At 70.8% G+C, this 18,623-nt stretch carries 17 protein-coding genes; 8 read left to right on the top strand and 9 right to left on the bottom strand.

Annotation, left to right across the window (positions count from 1 at the left end):
• Window positions 1-60: 60 nt before the first annotated feature.
• The 3 genes from ACFY10_RS30315 to ACFY10_RS30305 form a co-directional block, all read right to left on the bottom strand.
• Window positions 61-546 (bottom strand): hypothetical protein, encoded by a 486-nt coding sequence (locus tag ACFY10_RS30315; protein ID WP_390668378.1) that lies wholly within the window; start codon window positions 544-546, stop codon window positions 61-63.
• A gap of 123 nt (window positions 547-669) precedes the next feature.
• Window positions 670-1,404: a TIGR03943 family putative permease subunit gene (locus tag ACFY10_RS30310; protein ID WP_390668377.1), complete on the bottom strand. Its 735-nt coding sequence runs from the start codon at window positions 1,402-1,404 to the stop codon at window positions 670-672.
• Window positions 1,401-2,324, bottom strand: coding sequence for a permease (locus ACFY10_RS30305; protein ID WP_390668655.1), 924 nt, complete (start codon window positions 2,322-2,324; stop codon window positions 1,401-1,403). The genes ACFY10_RS30310 and ACFY10_RS30305 overlap by 4 nt, the downstream gene beginning before the upstream one ends.
• A 331-nt stretch (window positions 2,325-2,655) precedes the next feature.
• On the opposite strand from ACFY10_RS30305, the gene ACFY10_RS30300 reads away from it, so the two are divergent.
• Window positions 2,656-4,527: an NAD-binding protein gene (locus ACFY10_RS30300; protein WP_390668654.1), complete on the top strand. Its 1,872-nt coding sequence runs from the start codon at window positions 2,656-2,658 to the stop codon at window positions 4,525-4,527.
• 104 nt (window positions 4,528-4,631) lie between these two features.
• Here ACFY10_RS30300 and ACFY10_RS30295 read toward each other — a convergent pair whose 3' ends face one another.
• On the bottom strand, window positions 4,632-6,446 hold the full coding sequence (locus ACFY10_RS30295) for a prolyl oligopeptidase family serine peptidase (RefSeq protein ID WP_390668376.1): 1,815 nt from the start codon (window positions 6,444-6,446) through the stop codon (window positions 4,632-4,634).
• A 114-nt stretch (window positions 6,447-6,560) separates the two neighbouring features.
• Here ACFY10_RS30295 and ACFY10_RS30290 point away from each other — a divergent pair, with 114 nt between their 5' ends.
• Entirely contained in the window at window positions 6,561-7,397 is an 837-nt protein-coding gene (locus tag ACFY10_RS30290) for a class I SAM-dependent methyltransferase (RefSeq protein WP_390668375.1), read from the top strand.
• Between the two features lie 61 nt (window positions 7,398-7,458).
• Complete coding sequence (locus tag ACFY10_RS30285; protein WP_390668374.1) at window positions 7,459-8,238, top strand: SURF1 family protein; 780 nt, start codon at window positions 7,459-7,461, stop codon at window positions 8,236-8,238.
• A 120-nt stretch (window positions 8,239-8,358) separates the two neighbouring features.
• On the opposite strand, the gene ACFY10_RS30280 is transcribed toward ACFY10_RS30285, so the two are convergent.
• The 4 genes from ACFY10_RS30280 to ACFY10_RS30265 all read right to left on the bottom strand — a co-directional run bounded on the left by ACFY10_RS30280 (window position 8,359) and on the right by ACFY10_RS30265 (window position 12,965).
• Window positions 8,359-9,405 carry a hypothetical protein gene (locus ACFY10_RS30280; RefSeq protein ID WP_390668373.1) on the bottom strand — a complete coding sequence of 349 codons (1,047 nt, stop codon included), beginning with the start codon at window positions 9,403-9,405 and terminating at the stop codon, window positions 8,359-8,361.
• 113 nt (window positions 9,406-9,518) lie between these two features.
• Window positions 9,519-10,094, bottom strand: coding sequence for a SigE family RNA polymerase sigma factor (locus ACFY10_RS30275; protein ID WP_390668653.1), 576 nt, complete (start codon window positions 10,092-10,094; stop codon window positions 9,519-9,521).
• Between the two features lie 535 nt (window positions 10,095-10,629).
• Window positions 10,630-11,688: an aspartate-semialdehyde dehydrogenase gene (locus tag ACFY10_RS30270; RefSeq protein ID WP_390668372.1), complete on the bottom strand. Its 1,059-nt coding sequence runs from the start codon at window positions 11,686-11,688 to the stop codon at window positions 10,630-10,632.
• On the bottom strand, window positions 11,688-12,965 hold the full coding sequence (locus ACFY10_RS30265; RefSeq protein WP_390668371.1) for an aspartate kinase: 1,278 nt from the start codon (window positions 12,963-12,965) through the stop codon (window positions 11,688-11,690). Before ACFY10_RS30265 ends, ACFY10_RS30270 begins: the two co-directional genes overlap by 1 nt.
• 251 nt (window positions 12,966-13,216) lie before the next feature.
• On the opposite strand from ACFY10_RS30265, the gene ACFY10_RS30260 reads away from it, so the two are divergent.
• The 4 genes from ACFY10_RS30260 to ACFY10_RS30245 are packed head-to-tail and all read left to right on the top strand — an operon-like array spanning window position 13,217 to window position 17,267.
• Window positions 13,217-13,945 (top strand): tRNA-dependent cyclodipeptide synthase, encoded by a 729-nt coding sequence (locus ACFY10_RS30260; RefSeq protein WP_390668370.1) that lies wholly within the window; start codon window positions 13,217-13,219, stop codon window positions 13,943-13,945.
• Window positions 13,935-15,131 carry a cytochrome P450 gene (locus ACFY10_RS30255; RefSeq protein WP_390668369.1) on the top strand — a complete coding sequence of 399 codons (1,197 nt, stop codon included), beginning with the start codon at window positions 13,935-13,937 and terminating at the stop codon, window positions 15,129-15,131. Before ACFY10_RS30260 ends, ACFY10_RS30255 begins: the two co-directional genes overlap by 11 nt.
• 58 nt (window positions 15,132-15,189) lie before the next feature.
• Window positions 15,190-15,879 (top strand): response regulator transcription factor, encoded by a 690-nt coding sequence (locus ACFY10_RS30250; RefSeq protein WP_390668368.1) that lies wholly within the window; start codon window positions 15,190-15,192, stop codon window positions 15,877-15,879.
• Window positions 15,876-17,267 carry a sensor histidine kinase gene (locus ACFY10_RS30245; RefSeq protein WP_390668367.1) on the top strand — a complete coding sequence of 464 codons (1,392 nt, stop codon included), beginning with the start codon at window positions 15,876-15,878 and terminating at the stop codon, window positions 17,265-17,267. The genes ACFY10_RS30250 and ACFY10_RS30245 overlap by 4 nt, the downstream gene beginning before the upstream one ends.
• Here the strand turns inward: ACFY10_RS30245 and ACFY10_RS30240 are convergent.
• On the bottom strand, window positions 17,233-17,733 hold the full coding sequence (locus ACFY10_RS30240) for an SgcJ/EcaC family oxidoreductase (protein ID WP_390668366.1): 501 nt from the start codon (window positions 17,731-17,733) through the stop codon (window positions 17,233-17,235). The genes ACFY10_RS30245 and ACFY10_RS30240 overlap by 35 nt on opposite strands.
• 148 nt (window positions 17,734-17,881) lie before the next feature.
• Between ACFY10_RS30240 and ACFY10_RS30235 the strand changes: the two genes are divergently transcribed.
• Entirely contained in the window at window positions 17,882-18,604 is a 723-nt protein-coding gene (locus ACFY10_RS30235) for a sulfite exporter TauE/SafE family protein (protein WP_390668652.1), read from the top strand.
• Window positions 18,605-18,623 lie beyond the last annotated feature (19 nt).

Here is an 18,623-nt window from a genome sequence, read left to right as displayed (position 1 = left end):
CTGGTGCATCCCCCGTCGCCAGCGGTCGGGCATTCTTATGCCCTGCCGCAGCCACCCGCGTCATCCGGGCCCCGACCGACCGCCTGCTGCGGTCAGCCACTGGGCGACCTTTCGCACCGTGGTCTCGTCGAGTTGCTCGACGAGGGTCTGTACGGCCGCGTAGTCGTCAGGCTCGAGGTCGTAGAGGCCTGCCTTGGTCAATCCGGCCATGAGCACCTGCTGCCGGCGGCCGCTCATGCGTTCCGTCAGCGTGCTCGGCTCCTTGGGGCCGGTCGACGGCGGCTCCGGCGCCGCGGCGTTCGTGGTCGCAGTCGATACGTCGAAGCGCTGCCACGCACCGTCCTTCGGACCCCACAGGCTGACCGCGAGGTCGCCGCCGCGCGCCCGCACGGTGTGGGCCATCTCGGCGAGCGCGTACTGCACGGGAGCGCGGTGGGGCGACTCCGCACACACCTGCCAGGAGGCCGAGGAGGGCCGGTGGAACAGCGCCACCCAGCGGGGAGCCCCGGTCGGCTGCGGACTGGGGGGACGTGTCGTCGTCTCCACTGCGCTCACCCCTTCATTCACCCGTTTCCTGCACCCGTTCGGAAGCCGCACAGCAGGGGACGATAACTGACGGTCCGTCAGATATCCAGGGGCAGGGGCCGCCGGCCAAGGGGGTGGCTCCCGTCAGTTGTTCCAGGACTCGTCGTACGGATCCTTCGGCGTCGGCACCGGCGTCGCCGCCGTGACCCGGAGGTACGGTATCGGGCCGTTGTTGACGGGGTCCTTGGTCTGCTTGGCGGTGTAAGTCCCGGTCACCTCCAGCCACTTGTCCGGTTGCAGGACCGGCGGGAGCTTGCCGGTCAGGGCGATCTTCACCGGCTGGGCGTCCGCGGCACAGCAGTTGAGGGCCATGCGGACCAGGTACGGGCTGCCGGAACGGTCCAGGGCGACGAAACCGGTGACCTTGATCTGGCGGCCCTCCATGTGACGGCCGTGGTCGTAGACGGCACGGGTCGCGTAGTCGACCACATTGAGGTCGAGCGGGCCGGTGGCGGGGAGCTTGTTGTAGCCGTACGGCTGCTGCAGCGCCGTACCGGTGCGCATCGCGCTGTACGAGCCGAGGGCCGGCGGGGCGACCAGGATGAGAGCCAGGAGCGGCAGGACGAGCAGCCAGGAGACGCGGGGTTCGCGGTGGACATGACCGTCGCCGTGATCGTGACCGTCGCTCTGCTTCCCTTTCCTCCCCCGCCACTCGTACCAGACCGTCGCCAGCGCCGCCGCGATCAGCACCCCGCCCGACAGCAGCAACAGCGGCTGCAGCCCCGCCTTGACGTAGCGCAGATACAGGTTGGTGAAGCCCGCGTGCAGCAGGGCCGCACCCGTGAGGAACAGGACCGCCGCCTGTGCCTGCCGGTTCACAGGAGCACCGCCCCGGTAAGGACCGCGCCCGCGATCGCGAGGGCGAAGGTGGCGGGGGCGAAGCGCAGGGCGAAGCCCCGGCCGAAGGTGCCCGCCTGCATCGCGAAGAGCTTGAGATCGATCATGGGGCCCACGACCAGGAACGCCAGCTTGGCCGTGAGCGAGAACTGGGTCAGTGACGCCGCCACGAACGCATCCGCCTCCGAGCAGATGGACAGGAGTACGGCGAGGATCGCCAGGGCCAGGATCGCGACCAGCGGGTTGTCCGCCGCCGTGCGCAGCCAGCTCGCCGGGGCCACCGCCTTGAGCGTCGCGGCGGCCATCGCGCCGATGACCAGGAAACCGCCCGCATGCATCACGTCGTGCCGGACCGAGCCCCAGAACGCCGCCCCCTTGCTCTGGCCCTCGTAGTGCGGACGCTCCGGCGGGCGCAGCCAGTCCGTGCGGCCGAGGCGCTGCCACAGCCAGCCCATCACGCACGCCACGAGCAGGCTGGCGACGAAACGGGCGAGGACCATCTCGGGGTTGCGGGGGAAGGCGACCGCCGTCGCCGTCAGCACGATCGGATTGATCGCCGGGGCGGACAGCAGGAAGGCGAGGGCCGCGGCGGGGGTGACGCCCCGGCGCACCAGCGCGCCCGCCACCGGTACCGACGCGCACTCGCAGCCCGGCAGCACCGCACCCGCCATCCCGGCGACCGGCACCGCCAGCACGGGCCGCTTGGGCAGCGCACGGGCGAAGAACGACGCCGGTACGAATACGGCGATCGCCGCCGACAGCAGGACCCCGAGCACGAGGAAGGGCAGGGCCTGCACGAGCACGGCCACGAACACCGTCATCCAGCTCTGCATGACGGGTGCGGAGAGCGCTCCGCGGATGGGGCCCTGCAGCAGCACCAGCAGGAGCAGGAGCATGGTCAGGACGAGGGGGGACTTCGAGTCTTCTTTCCCGTTGCCCTGGCTGCCGTTGTCCTGCCCGGCCTTCGTCGGCTCATCGGGCTCCGGCGCGCCGCGTACCGGCTCATGGCTGTCCGCCCCTGTAGGGGCTGCTTTGGTGATGGCCACGGACGAGGTACCTCCGGTGGTGCGGAAGGGCGCTGGTTTCCCTCCCCATCCATACGATGGAGAAGGAGCGCCCGTTCAATGACTACGGTCAGTTGCTTCTGGAACCACCTCTCCCGATGAGGCAGTCTTCTCACTCGTGGGGAGCGTTCCGAATCAAGGTGTGGCGAATGGTGAGGTGTCGGCGCACATGGTGGTGTGCGGCGACGACGGACTGGCGCATCGGCTGGCCGCCGAACTGCGGGGTGTGTACGGCGAACAGGTCACGCTCGTCGTGCCGCCCGCCGACCGCGGTGTGCGACCGCCGGTGGTCGGGCGCGCGCGGGCGACCACGGCGGCACTCTTCGACCGGATGGTGAACGCGGCCGTCAACCGGGCGAACGGCGCCGCCACCGAACCCGTTGTCGCAAACGCCCAGGTCGTGGAGGCCGCCGAGGCGACCGAGGAGGCGCTCGGCGCGGCCGGCGTGGAGCGGGCCGCCGCGCTGGCGCTCGTGTACGACGACGACGAGACCAACATCCGTGCCGCCCTCACCGCCCGCCGGCTCAACCCGCGGCTGCGGCTCGTCCTCAGGCTCTACAACCGGCGGCTCGGCCAGCACATCGAGGAACTCCTCGACCAGGCGGCCGCGTTGGCGACCGGCGACGGCGGATCCTCCGGCAGCGACACCTCCACCACCGTGCTCTCCGACGCCGATACGGCCGCGCCCGCGCTGGCCGCCACCGCCGTCGCCGGCACCAGCAAGGTCGTACAGACCGACGGGCTGCTGCTGCGGGCGGTGGAACGGACGCCGCTCGTCGGGCAGTTGGCCCGGCCGGGACTGGCCACGCTGGCGCTGCTGTCCCCGGAGGGTGCCGAGACCGGCGGCGAGCAGGGGCCGGAGCTGCTGCCCGACGCGGCGGCGGTCCGCGCCGCGACCGGCCGCGGAACCGTCGTACTGGAGCAGGTGTCCTACGCCGGACCCCAACTGCCCCCGGCCCGCGGGGCCGTGGCGTTCTCCTCGCTGTTCTCGCGGCGGCTGCGGTGGTCGCTGGCGGGCATGGTCGGGTGCGTGGTCGCGCTCGCGGTGGCGTTGTGGCTGGTGACGGGGATGCATCCGCTGAGCGCGTTCTATCTGACGCTGCTCGATCTCTTCGCCATCGACAACCCCGCCATCGGGGAGTCCATCGGGCGGCAGATCCTCCAACTCCTCTCCGGGCTGACGGGGTTGCTGCTGCTGCCGGTCCTGCTGGCCGCGGTGCTCGAGGCACTGGGCACCTTCCGGACGACGTCCGCGCTGCGGAAGCCGCCTCGGGGGCTGGGCGGGCATGTGGTCCTCCTCGGGCTCGGCAAGATCGGTACGCGGGTGCTGACCCGGCTGCGGGAACTGCACATCCCCGTGGTGTGCGTCGAGTCCGACCCCGAGGCCCGGGGACTGGCCACGGCGCGGCGGCTCAGGGTGCCCGTGGTGCTCGGGGACGTCACCCAGGAGGGCGTCCTGGAGGCCGCCAAGATCCACCGCGCCCATGCGCTGCTGGCGGTGACCAGCGCGGACACGACGAACCTCGAGGCCGCGCTGTACGCACGGTCCGTGCGGCCCGATCTACGGGTCGTGCTGCGGCTGTACGACGACGACTTCGCGACCGCCGTGTACCGCACGCTGCGGGCTGCTCATCCGCGCGCGTCCACCCGGAGTCGCAGTGTGTCCCATCTGGCGGCGCCCGCTTTTGCCGGGGCGATGATGGGGCGGCAGATCCTGGGGGCGATTCCGGTGGAGCGGCGGGTGTTGCTGTTCGCCGCGATGGATGTGGCCGGGCATCCGCAGCTGGAGGGGAAGACGGTCGCGGAGGCGTTTCGGGCGGGGGCGTGGCGGGTGCTGGCCCTGGATACGAGGGTCTCCGGCGGGCGGCGGGAGGAACCTGCTTCCGAGGAGGCGTACGAGGATCGGCCGGGGTCGAGGCTGGTGTGGGATCTGCCGGACGAGCGGGTTCTGAGGGGGTCGGACCGGGTGGTGCTGGCCGCTACGCGGCGGGGGTTGGCGGAGTTGCTGGGGCGGCGTCCGCGGGAGCGGGCCGGGGCCTGACCGGTGCTGGGGCGGGGGTGGGGGTGGGGGTGGGTTCGCTTGCCCGCGCCGGCAGGGTGCCGCTGCGCCCACCCGTGCCGCCCCAGCGGCACGACTGCCCGCAGCTACGCCAAGTACCGCTCCGCAAAGTCCAGTTCCAGTCTCACCTGCTTGATCCGTTCGTCGACCACCAGGGAACCGTGACCAGCGTCGTAGCGGTACACCTCATGGGCCGCGCCCTTCGACTCCAGGCGTCTGACGTAGTTCTCGATCTGGCGGATGGGGCAGCGCGGGTCGTTGACGCCGGCCGAGATGTAGACCGGGGATCTGACCTGGTCGACGTAGGTCAGGGGGGACGAGGCCTCGAAGCGTTCGGGGACCTCCTCGGGGGTGCCGCCGAGGAGGGTGCGGTCCATGGCCTTGAGGGCCTCCATCTCGTCGTGGTACGCCGTGACGTAGTCGGCGACCGGGACCGCCGCGATGCCGAGCGTCCAGGCGCCCGGCTGGGTGCCGAGGCCGAGGAGGGTGAGGTAGCCGCCCCAGGAACCGCCGGTGAGGATGAGGCGCTCGGGGTCCGCCAGGCCGGAGTCCACCGCCCAGGCGCGGACCGCCTCGATGTCCTCGAGTTCGATGAGGCCGACGCGGTGCTTGAGGGCGTCGGTCCAGGCACGGCCGTAGCCCGTGGAGCCGCGGTAGTTGACGCGGATCACCGCATACCCGTGGTCGACCCAGGCCGCCGGGCCCGCCGCGAACGCGTCGCTGTCGTGCCAGGTGGGGCCGCCGTGGATGTCGAAGACCGTCGGCAGCGGGCCGGTCGCGCCCGCCGGCTTCTGGACCAGGGCGTGGATACGGCCGCCGGGGCCGTCCACCCACACGTCCTCAACCGGCACCGAGCCCGGGGACTTCATGCCGGGCGGGTCGAGGACGACCGCGCCGGTCGTCGAGCGGACCGCCGACGGTTCGGCGGCCGAGGACCAGAGGTACTCCACGCTGCCGTCGGGGCGGGCCGTCGCGCCGGAGACCGTGCCGGGCGGGGTGGGGACCTTCTCCAGGGCGCGGCTCGCCAGGTCGTACCGGAACAGTTCGCTGCGCGCCTCGAAGCTGTGCACGATGAGCAGACCGGTGCCGTCCGGGTACCACTCGGCGCTCACGTCGCCGGGCAGCTCCAGGGCCAGGTCGGTCTCCTCGCCCGTCGCCACGTCCCACACCAGGGGCTCCCAGCGGCCGCGGCGCTGGTGGCCGATGAGCAGTCGGGTGTCGCCGTCGACAGGGGCGAAGCCCAGAACCTCCAGGCCCAGTTCGTCCGTGCCCCCCTTGGTGTCGTCCAGTTCGGCGACCGCCGTGCCGTCGGGGCGCAGGACGCGCAGCGCGGAGTGCATGGCGTCGCCGTGCTCCGTGTGCTCGATCGCGATCAGCGAACCGTCGTGGGAGAGGTCGCCGACGCCCGCCGACTCGCGGTGGCGGTAGATCTCCACCGGGGCCTCGCCCGCTCGCGCGAGATGGATCGTCGTGCCGTCCTCGTCCGTGGAGCGGCCGACGATCGCCGTGCGGCCGTCCCGGGCGAGGGCCAGGCCCGCCGGGTAGGAGGCCTCCAGGCCGGGCGCCGCGAGCTCGTCCGCACCGCCGTCGAAGGGCTGTCTGCGCCAGACGCCGAACTCGTCGCCGTCCTTGTCGTCGAACCACCAGATCCAGGCGCCGTCGGGGGTGAGCACGCCGTCCGTCGTGCCGTTCGGCCGGTCCGTGACCTGGCGTTGCCCGCCCGTCGCCCGGTCCCAGGCGTACAGCTCGTACGTCCCCGTCGCGTTCGACACGAACAGGGAGCGGTCCGGTGCGTCCTCCGCCCAGTCGGGCAGCGACACCCGCGGCGCCCGGAAGCGCTTCTCCCAGTCCGGCATGTCCTCGTTCCGCTCCGGCGCGCCGGACCCGTTGCTCTCAGTCATGGCCCCATAGTGCCTGCCCTCACCGACAATTCGCTGGCGGGGCCCCCAGCCTGTGGATAACTTCTACCCGGCACTTACCGAACACACGTCCAAGCAGGTCAGAAAGCCGGTTCAATGTCCTCTCCCACCCCGCCCGCCTCCCCCGCCGACTGGCGCGAGACCAACCGCGCCAACTGGGACGAGAGGGTCCCGCTGCACACCGCCGGCGACTTCTACGACCTCGAAGGCTTCCAGGCCGGCAAGGATCCCCTGCGCCACTTCGAGCTGGCCGAGGTCGGCGACGTGACCGGCAAGTCGCTGCTGCACCTGCAGTGCCACATCGGCACCGACACCCTGTCCTGGGCCCGGCACGGCGCCGCCCGCGTCGTCGGCCTGGACTTCTCCGAACCGGCCGTCGCGGTCGCCCGCGATCTCGCCGCCGGTCTCGGCCTCGGACCCGAACGGGCGGAGTTCGTCGCGTCCGACGTGTACGACGCGGCCACAGCGGTGCCGGAGTCCTCGTACGACATCGTCTACACCGGCACCGGCGCGCTGTGCTGGCTGCCCGACATCCGCCGCTGGGCCGAGACGGCCGCCGGGCTGGTGGCTCCGGGCGGGTTCCTCTATCTCGCCGAGTTCCATCCGCTGGCCGACGTCCTCGACGACGAAACCGGCTCGCGGATCGTGCGGGACTACTTCGACCGCGAGCCACAGGTCTACGACTTCTCCGGCACGTACGGGGCGGAGAGCACCGACACCGTGCAGAACCGGACCGTGCAGTGGACGCACCCGCTCGGCGAGGTCGTCTCCGCGCTCGCCGCGGCGGGCCTGCGCATCGAGTTCCTGCACGAGCACGACGTCTCGGTGTTCAGGCAGTTCGAGGCCTTCGAGGAGCGGGACGGCTACTTCCGCTTTCCGGCGGACCGGCCGCGCTTCCCGCTGATGTACTCGTTGCGGGCTGCCAAGGGCTGACTGCCGGCGGTACCGAACCCCGCAGCCGGGCCCGGCGCAGCGGCCCCGTACCGTTGAAGGCGTGTACCGGTTTCTGCTGACGCCCCGCTGGTGGGGGATCAACGTCTTCGTGCTGCTCGCCATCCCCTTCTGCATCTTCATGGGGTCGTGGCAGCTGAGCCGGTTCGAGGACCGGGTGCAGGCCCACCGCGACGCGACCGAGCAGGTCACGACGGACCGGCACGAGGCGGCCCGCCCGCTGCGGGAGCTGCTGCCCGTGGACAAGGCGACGTCGGGCAGGCAGGCCACCGCGACCGGGCGGTACGGCAAGCAACTGCTTGTCCCGGACCGGCAGCTCGACGGCAAGCGCGGGTTCTACGTCCTGACGCTGCTGCGCACCGACGGCGGCAAGGCGCTGCCCGTGGTGCGGGGCTGGCTGCCGGGTTCCGCCGACGCGGCCAAGGCGCCCGCCGCGCCCACCGGTGAGGTCACCGTGACCGGTGCGCTGCAGGCGTCCGAGACGCCGGGGGACAACGGGGTGAGCGCCCAGGGCGGCCTGCCGTCCGGGCAGACCGCGGCGATCAGCTCGGCGTCTCTGGTGAACCTCGTGCCGTACGACGTGTACGACGCCTGGGTCACGCTGGACAAGGCCGACGCCGGGATGACGGCCGTGCCGGCGACGGCGCCCGCGGACTCCGGGCTGGACCTCAAGGCGTTCCAGAACCTCGGTTACACCGGCGAGTGGTTCGTCTTCGCCGGGTTCGTGGTCTTCATGTGGTTCCGGCTGCTGCGGCGGGAGGCGGAGTTCGCGCGGGATGCGGAGATGGGTCTGGTTGCCGAGGAAGAGGGCGTTGCAGTCTGACCTGCTTTCGGCTGCACCGGCGCTGCGGCTTGAGGGGTGTCACTTGCCCGCGCTTGCGGGGTGCCGCCTGCGCCCACCCGTGCCGCCCCAGCGGCACGACTGCCCGCAGGCTGAGCGGGTCTACGCCCCGGCCAGCACCCCGGTGTAAATCACCGTACCCGCACACGCGTTGGACACCGTCGCCGAAACCGTCGGCGACCCTGCCGCCGTCGTGTGGGACACGATCACGCTGCCGTCCGCCGTGCCGTCCGCCGTCATCATCTGCGTGGTGGCGCCGCTGTCCGTGCCGGTGGAGCTGGTGCCGGACGTGCTGCCGGTGTCGGCGGTCGGGGTCGGGGTCGGGCTCGCGGTGGAACCGCCGTCGGTGGTGCCGCCGGTGCTGCCGCCCGTGGTGGGGCAGGTCTCCGAGGGAACCCAGGCGAACTTCACCTCGTAGGCCGCGCCCGGCTGCAGCTGCAGCCCGGTGACCTCGGTGGACGGGTCGGGCAGGCCGGTCGCGGCGTCCCCGGTCACATGCCGGGCCGTAGTGATCTTGGTGGCGTCCGCGGCGCCCTGCGCGAGCGTGCTCAGCGTCCCCGCCCCGCCGACGGTGCAGGCGGAGGTGGAGATGTTGACGACGCGGAAGGTGCCGTAGACCGCGCCGCCGGTGTCGGGGGCGGTGACGGACTGGGTGGCCGAGCCGAACTGGTCGGCCGTGCACACGGGGGCACCGGCGGCGCTGGTGGACGCGGGGCCGGTGCTGCTGCCCGTGCCCGTACCGGTGCCCTTGCCCTTGCCGTCGCCCTTCGAGTCGCCCTTGCCCTTGCCCGGCGAAGTGCCCGGGTTGCCGCCGGCAGTGGTCTCACTGCCGTCCGCGTTTTTTCCCTGGCTCGCCCCGCCCTGGGCCTGCGAGGCCTGGCCGGCGACGGACGGGTTGACGTCGGAGCCGGTGGAGTTGGAGACGTGCACCAGGGCCGGAACGGCGGTGCCGATGAACAGCGCGGCGGCCGCCATGCCGACGACGGCCTGCCGCTTGCGGGCGCGCCGTGCGGGTACGGCCCGCCGCAGATGGTCCAGCGTGCCGTCGCACGGTTCGACCGTCTGCACCGCCTGGTGCAGCAGCCTGCGCAGAGCCAGCTCGTCCGAGTCGAGCCCGTCGGGGCTCTGGTCGTCGGGGCCGTGGTTCACAGTTCCGTTCCCAGCGTGCGATTGCCTGTGCTCTTGCTCGTGCCCTGCCGTCGGCTCGTGCCAGGCAAAGGGTTCATGGCGGTCATGGGAATCACGTCCCTCGCCGTCCTTGTTCATGCCGGTGCCTCCATCGCGAGACGGAGGGCCGCGATACCGCGGGAGCCGTACGCCTTCACCGAGCCCAGCGATATGCCGAGCGTCTCGGCGACCTGGGCCTCGGTCATGTCGGCGAAGTAGCGCAGCACCAGGACCTCGCGCTGGCGGCGCTGCAGGCCCTTCATCGCCTTGATCAGGGAGTCGCGCTCCAGCTGGTCGTACGCGCCCTCCTCGGCGCTCGCCATGTCGGGCATCGGCTTCGACAGGAGCTTGAGGCCCAGGATGCGGCGGCGCAAGGCCGAGCGGGAAAGATTGACGACCGTCTGACGCAGGTAGGCGAGCGTTTTCTCCGGGTCGCGGACCCGTTTGCGTGCCGAGTGCACGCGGATGAAGGCCTCCTGTACGACGTCCTCGCAGGAGGCGGTGTCGTCGAGCAGGAGGGCGGCGAGACCCAGCAGCGAGCGGTAGTGCGCGCGGTAGGTCTCGGTGAGGTGGTCGACGGTCGTACCGGCCGCCGCGATGTCGTCGGCGCCATCACGCTGATTCGGTATGCGGGCGGGCCGCGCTGCGGGCATGGGCGCGATCACCGGCATGCCGCCGGGCGCGCCGGGCATGCGGGGTCGGAGCGACGGGCGGGGCGGCCGTAGAGCCGTACCGCGGGTCGCCGCTTGGAAGTCGAGAACCTCTGCCACGCCAGTTGGACACGCTCCCCCCCGTCAGGGTTGTACGTGCCGGGCGTCACTTTTGCGTCATGTGCCGCAGCCGGCCGTCCGGTGTCAGGCAGCGCAACTGACCGTGCGTCAAACGCCCTCATGCCTACCCGCTCTTCCCCTATGTCCCGAATGTTCGAGGCGTCCCCACGCCTCACCGCGCATCCCCGCACCCCGAAGGGCGTTCGCAAAGACGCTCCCCGCCCTTCGCGCGGTTGCGGAGAGCGGGGAGGGAAATCTTCGGATGCCGAGGCGGCCCGGGGCAAGTGGTACGGACCATCGCCGGGCCACGTGTCGCCCACAGATCCTACAAACCAAACGGGCCACGGCCAGGGCTTTTCCGGCGGTAACCCCTTGCTTCGGGATGTGTTGCACGCAACACGGCACGTCATGGGAGCGCGACCATCGTCACGCCCCGTCACAGGAACTCGGTCGCCACCAGCTCCGCGATCTGTGCGGTGTTGAGGGCCGCGCCCTTGCGGAGGTTGTCGCCGCAAACGAAGAGTTCGAGCGCCGTGGGGTCGTCGAGCGCGCGCCGCACCCGGCCCACCCAGGTCGGGTCGGTGCCCACGACGTCGGCGGGCGTGGGGAACTCGCCGGCGGCCGGATCGTCGAAGAGGACGACCCCTGGGGCGGTGGCGAGGATCTCCCGGGCCCCGTCGACGGTGACCTCGCCCTGGAAACGGGCGTGGACGGTGAGGGAGTGCGTGGTGACCACCGGTACCCGTACGCAGGTGACGGCGACCGGCAGGTGGGGCAGGCCGAGGATCTTGCGGGACTCGTCCCGCACCTTCATCTCCTCCGAGGACCAGCCGTCCTCGCGCAAGGACCCGGCCCACGGTACGACGTTCAGCGCGACCGGCTCCGGGAACGGCCCGGTGTTGTCGCCGACGGCCCTCCGCACGTCACCGGGGCTGGTCCCCAGCTCCGTACCGGCGACGAGGGACAGCTGCTGGCGCAGGGTCTCGACACCGGCGCGCCCCGCCCCGCTCACCGCCTGGTACGAGGAGACCACCAGCTCGCGCAGCCCGAACTCGGCGTGCAGCGCGCCCAGGGCCACGATCATGGAGAGGGTCGTGCAGTTGGGGTTGGCGATGATCCCGCGCGGGCGGCGCCGGGCGCAGTGCGGATTGACCTCCGGGACGACCAGCGGCACCTCCGGGTCCATCCGGAAGGCGCCCGAGTTGTCGACCACCACCGCGCCCTTGGCCGCGGCGATCGGCGCCCAGTGCGCGGAGACCTCGTCGGGCACGTCGAACATGGCGACGTCGACCCCGTCGAAGGCCTCCTCCGTCAGGGCCGCCACCTCGACCTCCTCGCCGCGCACGGCCAGCTTGCGGCCGGCCGAGCGCGGTGAGGCGATCAGACGGATCTCGCCCCAGATGTCCGCGTGCTGGGACAGGATCTGGAGCATGACCGTGCCGACGGCTCCGGTCGCACCCACGACCGCGAGCGTGGGCCGTCCCCTGCCGGCCATCAGCGGCCGGTGCCCCCGTAGACGACCGCCTCGGCGGTGTCGGAGTCGAGGCCGAAGGCGGTGTGCACGGCGCGCACGGCCTCCGGCACGTCGTCGGCGCGGGTGACGACCGAGATACGGATCTCGGAGGTCGAGATCAGCTCGATGTTGACCCCGGCGTCGCTGAGCGCCTCGAAGAAGGAGGCCGTGACACCCGGGTTGGTCTTCATGCCGGCGCCGACGAGGGAGATCTTGCCGATCTGGTCGTCGTAGCGCAGCGAGTCGAACCCGATGGCCGTCTTCGCCCGCTCCAGGGCGTCGATGGCCTTGCGGCCCTCGGTCTTGGGGAGCGTGAACGAGATGTCCGTCAGCCCGGTGGAGGCGGCGGACACGTTCTGCACGACCATGTCGATGTTGATCTCGGCGTCGGCGATGGCGCGGAAGATCGAGGCGGCCTCGCCCGGCTTGTCCGGGACGCCGACGACCGTGACCTTGGCCTCGGAGGTGTCGTGCGCGACACCGGAGATGATGGCCTGCTCCACCTTCTTGTCCCCTTGCTCGATCGGCTCACTGCTGACCCAGGTGCCCTGCAGCCCCGAGAAGGAGGAGCGCACATGGATCGGGATGTTGTAGCGGCGGGCGTACTCCACACAGCGGTGGAGCAGCACCTTGGAGCCGGAGGCGGCAAGCTCCAGCATGTCCTCGAAGGCGATCCAGTCGATCTTCTTCGCCTTCTTCACCACGCGCGGGTCGGCGGTGAACACGCCGTCGACGTCGGTGTAGATCTCGCACACCTCGGCGTCGAGAGCGGCGGCCAGCGCGACGGCGGTCGTGTCGGAACCGCCGCGGCCGAGCGTGGTGATGTCCTTCTTGTCCTGGCTGACGCCCTGGAAGCCGGCGACGATGGCGATGTTGCCCTCGTTCACCGAGTCACGGATACGGCCGGGCGTGACGTCGATGATCCGGGCTTTGTTGTGAACGGAGTCGGTGATGACGCCTGCCTGGCTGCCGGTGAAGCTCTGGGCCTCGTGACCCAGGTTTTTGATCGCCATGGCCAGCAGCGCCATGGAGATACGCTCTCCGGCGGTCAGCAGCATGTCGAACTCACGCCCGGCCGGCATCGGAGATACCTGCTCGGCGAGATCGATCAGCTCGTCCGTCGTGTCGCCCATCGCGGAAACGACGACAACCACCTGGTTGCCGTTCTTCTTCGCTTCCACGATTCGCTTGGCGACGCGCTTGATGCCCTCGGCATCGGCTACGGAGGAGCCTCCGTACTTCTGCACGACAAGGCCCACGTGCGCTCCTCGCTCGTCCCGTAATCTGTCGGCTCATTTTACCGAGCGCCCGATATCGACCTTGGGGAAACCACATGGTGAGACCCGGCGCTCCAGCACGGCCCCTGCCCACCCCGCACATGAACACTCCGCAAAGTGGGCCAGGTCACCCGTTGACGCTCTGAGTAGCCGACCGATAACTTCGCGTCGTCGTCGCCACACCAGGAGCACACGGCTCCATCGGGACTAGCGACGCGAAGGATTCTCCTTCCTTGACGACTGCGACCGTTTCCGAGATCCAGCACGTCACGCCCGCCGACCTCTTCCAGGTCCGGCCCTTCTCCCCGCACTGCGAGGTCATCCGCACCGCCGCCGACCACGCCGTCATCGGCGTCTCCCCCGGCAACAGCTACTTCTCCGCACACCGCATCCACGACCTGGCCCGCTGGGGCCTCGCCCTCTTCGAGCGCGTGGACTTCGTCTACACCGATCTGCACGTGGCCGAGATGTACGAGGCCTCCGGCTATCCGGCCGACGACGCGCGCCGCAAGGCGGTGAAGAACCTGCGCGGCGTCCGCGCCAAGGTCCTCGGCGCCGTCGAGGCCGTCGACCCCGACGGCACCCGCCTCAGGGCCCACGCCATGTCCGAGCTGAGCGGCAACCCGGCCTACCGGGAGCTCCACGAGGACCTCCGCACCCGGCTGACCCGCGACGACGAGTTCCGCACGACCTGCGAGAAACTCGTCGACTCCTTCCTGTCGACCAAGGCGCGGGAGGTGACCGCGCGCCAACGGGCCGTCTGCATGGAGTACGTCACCGCGGAGGCGCCCCTCTTCCTCGACACCCCCGCGATCCTGGGCGTCCCCTCCTCCCTCAACTGCTACCACCAGCTCCTGCCGATGGCCGAGCTGCTCTACTCGCCCGGAGCGGGGCTGCGCGCCTCCCGCAACCAGGGCCACGCCATCGTCACGCCGGCCGAGGGAGTCACCGATGCCCACTGAGGAACTCGAGGAAGTCATCGCCTTCCCGTTCTCCTGGCGCGGCGACCAACTCCCCGCCGAGGTCGAGGAGTTGCGCGAGTCGACGCCCGTACGGCGGGTGCGCACCATCGCGGGTGACGAGGCCTGGCTGGTGTCGTCGTACGACCTGTGCAAACAGGTCCTCGAGGACCCGCGGTTCAGCCTGAAGGACACCTCGGCCCCGGGGGTCCCCCGCCAGTACGCGCTGACGATCCCGCCCGAGGTCGTCAACAACATGGGGAACATCACCGGCGCGGGACTGCGCAAGGCCGTGCTCAAGGCGCTGAACCCGAAGAGCCCGGGGCTCGTGGGGTGGTTGCGGTCGTACGCCGACGAGCTGGTCGACGGCCTGGTCCGCGAGGGCGCTCCGGTGGACCTGCGGGGCGGTTTCGCCGACCCGTACTCGGCGGGCATGCACTGCCGCATCCTCGGCATCCCGTACGCGGACGCGCCCGGGCTGATGCGGAGCCTGGACATCGCGTTCATGAACTCGGCCTGTCCGGTCACGGGCGCCAGGCTCAACTGGGACCGCGACATCGCCTACATGACCGAGCGGCTGGACGACCCGGCGACCACGGGTCTGATGGCCGAGCTCGCCGCCCTGCGCACGGACCCCGAATACGCCCACCTCACCGACGAGATGCTCGCGACGGTCGGCGTGACGATGTTCGGCGCGGGCGTCATCTCGACGTCCGGCTTCCTGACCATGGCGCTGGTGTCGCTGATCCAGCATCCCGAGCTGCAGGAGGAGCTGGTCGCGGACCCCGGGAAGATCCCCGCGGCTGTCGACGAACTGCTCCGCATCAATCTCTCCATCGGTGACGGGCTGCCGAGGCTGGCGACCGAGGACGTACGCCTGGGAGAGGTGAACGTCCGTAAAGGACAGCTGGTCCTCGTCCTCGTCGAGGGCGCGAACTTCGACCCGGCCGCCTTCCCCGACCCGCACACCGTCGACCTGACCCGCGCCAACAGCACGGCCCACCTCTCCTTCGGCGGCGGCAGCCACTACTGCCCCGCCACCGCCCTCGGCCGCAAACACGCCGAGATCGCCCTGGAGACGCTGCTGGAGCGGATGCCGCGGCTGCGGCTCGCGGTGCCGATCGAGCAACTGGTCTGGCGGACCGGGTTCATGAAGCGGATTCCGGAGCGGTTGCCCGCCATGTGGTAGCAGCACCCCCCGGCTCGGCGGCCGGTCGTCTTTAAATTTCAAGCATTAGGGTTCGCCTGTGCGCGTACTTCTGGTGGAAGACGATGAGCCGGTCGCCGAGTCCCTTCGCCGTGGCCTGACCCGGTACGGCTTCGAGGTGGAGTGGGTCACCACGGGCGGCGCGGCGCTGAGTCACAAGGATCCGTACGACGTCGTACTCCTCGATCTCGGGCTGCCCGACACCGACGGCCTCGACGTCTGCAAGGCGCTGCGCGAGCGCAGTGATGTGCCGATCATCGTGATCAGCGCGCGCAGCGACGAGACGGACCGGGTGGTGGGCCTGGAACTCGGCGCGGACGACTACGTGTCCAAGCCGTTCGGGGTCCGGGAGGTCATCGCGCGGATACGAGCGGTGATGCGGCGCGTGCAGCCCCGTACGCCGGAGGAGGCCGCGGCAGGCCCGGACCGGTACGGGTCCCGGCTGACGATCGACCGCAAGGCGGCCCGGGTGCACGTGGACGGCGAGGAGGTCGCCCTCGCGCCCAAGGAGTACGACCTGCTGGCCTTCCTCACCGAGGAGCCGGGCGCGCTGATGTCCCGGGAGCAGATCATGGAAGCGGTCTGGGACGCGAACTGGTTCGGGCCGACCAAGACGCTCGATGTGCATGTGGCGGCGCTGCGGCGGAAGTTCGCGGGGATCATCACCGTCGAGGCGGTGCGCGGGGTCGGCTTCCGGCTGGAGGTCGTCAAGGACGCCGAGGCGTCATGAACCGCCAGCTCATTCGCAGTTACATCCTGCTCGTCGCGGTCGCCATCCTGCTGTTCACCGTGCCGGTGGCCTTCACGCTCACCGCACAGCTGCGGGACGACACCCGGGAGTCCGTGCACCGCGAGGCCACGACCATGGCCCTGCTGCTGGGCAACGGCGACCCGGCGTCCTGCAAGGCCCTGGCCGAGATGGCCGCGGTGTACGACGTGGAGACGCCCGGCACGGTCCAGGTCGTCTCCACGACCGGCCGGCCCTGCGCGCCGGACCTGCAGAAACCGGCCCGGGACGCGGCGCTGACCCAGGCCGTGCGGGACGGGAAGAGCACGACCGACTGGGGCTCGAGGTTCATCTGGGGCCGGAACCTGGTGATCACCGTTCCGGCCCGCGAGGCCACGGCGGCCGGTGCGGGCAAGGGCCCGGTCGTGGGCGCCGTACGGATCAAGTACTCCACCGACGAGCTCACCCACAGGCTGTGGACGATCTGGGGCTTCCGGGCGGGTCTCGCGGTGGCGGTGCTCGGTGTGGCGGCGCTGATCGGTGCGGTCGCGGCCCGCCGGATCACCGCGCCACTGCGCGAACTGAACTCCATGGCAAGCAAGTTCAGCGACGGCGACCTGACCGCCCGCTCCCCGGTGACGGGCCCGCCGGAGACCCAGACCCTCGCCCGCACCCTGAACCAGGGCGCGGAGCGCCTGGACACGCTGGTCGCCTCACAGCGGATCTTCGTCGCCGACGCCTCCCACCAACTCCGTACGCCCCTCACTGCGTTGCGCCTGTCGCTGGACAACATCGCGGACGGGGTGGACGACGAGTTCGTGCGGGAGGACGTGGAGCAGGCGACCGCCGAGGTGGTGCGGATGAGCCGGCTGGTCAACGGCCTGCTGGTGCTCGCGCGGGCCGAGGCGAAGGTGACGGCCGCGGAGCCGCTGCCCCTCGGGGAGATCGTGGACGAACGTCTGTCGGTGTGGAGGCCGGCCGCCGACGAGCGCGGAGTCACCATCACGCTCAGGGGGAGTGCCGACGGCCGGCCGGCTGTGCTGGCCGGCCCCGGTCATCTGGACCAGGTGCTGGACAACGTGCTCTCGAATGCACTGGAGGTCTCGCCGGACGGCTCCACGATCACCGTCCGGATCGAACCGAGTGGGGACGAAGTGGTGCTCTCCGTCCTCGACCAGGGCCCCGGCATGTCCGACGCGGAGAAGTCCCGCGCCTTCGACCGCTTCTGGCGCGGCCAGGGCCTGACCGGGCGCTCCGGCTCCGGCCTCGGCCTCGCCGTCGTCAAGCAGCTGGTGACCGACGACGGCGGGACCGTGACCCTGCGGGATGCTCCCGGCGGCGGGCTGGAGGTCAGGATCAGCCTTCGGGCATCTTCGAGGAGTGGTGGTTGACGATCAGCCACTTTCCGTCCCGCTTCTCGTACTCGTACGTGTAGCGGGCCTTGACGACGCTCTGCGTCCCGGTCGCGTGGTCGGTGAGCGTGAACTGGTAGATCCCGGTGTCGATGGCGGAGTCGTCGTCGAGCACGTTGACGATCGTCTCGAGCTTCTTCCCGACCGGCTTGTTCTCCAGGAAGTGTTCGAAGTAGTCGACGATGCCTGCGTGGTCGGTGCGGATCTTGTTGGAGACGGTGGGCAGGAGGACCGCGTCGTCCGCGTAGAGGTCCGCGACCTTCTCCGGGTCGCCGGTCTGCAGGGTTCTGTTCCAGGTGTCGAACAGCCCGGCTATCTGCTTCTTGCTCGCCTTCGCGTCGTTGTCTGAGCCGGCGACGCCGATCCCGGCAGCGAAGGTGCCAACGGCGACGAGAGCGGTGGCGGTGACGACGGCTGCGCGCTTGGTTATGGAACGACGGGTCATCGCTGTCTCCAGTTTCGGTGCGGTTCCGGGTCTTTCACCTCCCTGCTGGGGAAGTGACTCCAGACTCGCTTTTCACTGGTTAGGGCCCGTGCAGCCGTCGTACAGCGCAGATCCAAGACGCACCCAACTCACATGGAGTGACCACTTGATCACGACGGACATACTGCTGGCGGGCATCGTGTTGCTCGGGTCCTCCGTGCAGTGGCTGACCGGTATGGGGTTCGCCCTGGTCGCCGTGCCCGCGCTGGTGCTGCTGCTCGGACCGGCCCAGGGTGTCGTGCTCGCCAACTGCGCGGCGGGGGCCATCAGCGTCGTGGGACTGGCCGGCGGTTGGCGGCGGGTGCGGCCGCGCGCGATGGTGCCGCTGTGCGTGGCGGCCGCATGTACGGTGCCGGCGGGGGCGTGGCTGACCCGTCAACTGCCGGAGCCCGCACTGCTGTTGGTCATGGGCGGCCTGGTCACGGCCGCCGTACTGCTGGTCATGCGCGGCGCCCGGGTGCCCGCCCTGCGCGGCACGAAGGGTGCCGTCGCCGCGGGCGCGGTGGGCGGGTTCATGAACTCGGCCGCGGGCGTGGGCGGTCCGCCGGTTTCGCTGTACGCCGTCAACGCGGGCTGGACGGTACGGGAGTTCGTGCCGAACGCGCAGTTCTACGGGGTGATCGTGAACGCGTTCTCGGTGGCGGCGAACGGGGTGCCGGAGCTGAGCGGGGCCCGTTGGGGGTGGGTCGTCACCGCGATGGTGGTGGGGGCGTTGATCGGGCGGGGGCTCGCCGAGCGGATACCCGAGAAGCGGGCCCGCCTGCTGGTGCTGTCGCTGGCGCTGGCAGGCGGGGTCACCGCGGTGGGGAAGGGGCTGTGGGGGCTGCCGTAAAGCTGCTGCCCCCACCCGC

Source organism: Streptomyces sp. NPDC001401 (genome assembly GCF_042895385.1).
GTDB lineage: Bacteria > Actinomycetota > Actinomycetes > Streptomycetales > Streptomycetaceae > Streptomyces.
Note: the sequence above shows the minus strand (reverse complement) of the source record. Positions and strands in the feature narration are given on the sequence as shown.

What these genes read in the sequence shown, in the direction of transcription:
- ACFY10_RS30290 (WP_390668375.1), top strand. Translation starts at nt 6,561, where the DNA reads ATGTCCTCTCCCACCCCGCCCGCCTCCCCCGCCGACTGGCGCGAGACC.
- ACFY10_RS30270 (WP_390668372.1), bottom strand. Translation starts at nt 11,688, where the DNA reads ATGGCCGGCAGGGGACGGCCCACGCTCGCGGTCGTGGGTGCGACCGGA.
- ACFY10_RS30240 (WP_390668366.1), bottom strand. Translation starts at nt 17,733, where the DNA reads ATGACCCGTCGTTCCATAACCAAGCGCGCAGCCGTCGTCACCGCCACC.
- ACFY10_RS30300 (WP_390668654.1), top strand. Translation starts at nt 2,656, where the DNA reads ATGGTGGTGTGCGGCGACGACGGACTGGCGCATCGGCTGGCCGCCGAA.
- ACFY10_RS30255 (WP_390668369.1), top strand. Translation starts at nt 13,935, where the DNA reads ATGCCCACTGAGGAACTCGAGGAAGTCATCGCCTTCCCGTTCTCCTGG.
- ACFY10_RS30275 (WP_390668653.1), bottom strand. Translation starts at nt 10,094, where the DNA reads ATGCCGGTGATCGCGCCCATGCCCGCAGCGCGGCCCGCCCGCATACCG.
- ACFY10_RS30295 (WP_390668376.1), bottom strand. Translation starts at nt 6,446, where the DNA reads ATGACTGAGAGCAACGGGTCCGGCGCGCCGGAGCGGAACGAGGACATG.
- ACFY10_RS30245 (WP_390668367.1), top strand. Translation starts at nt 15,876, where the DNA reads ATGAACCGCCAGCTCATTCGCAGTTACATCCTGCTCGTCGCGGTCGCC.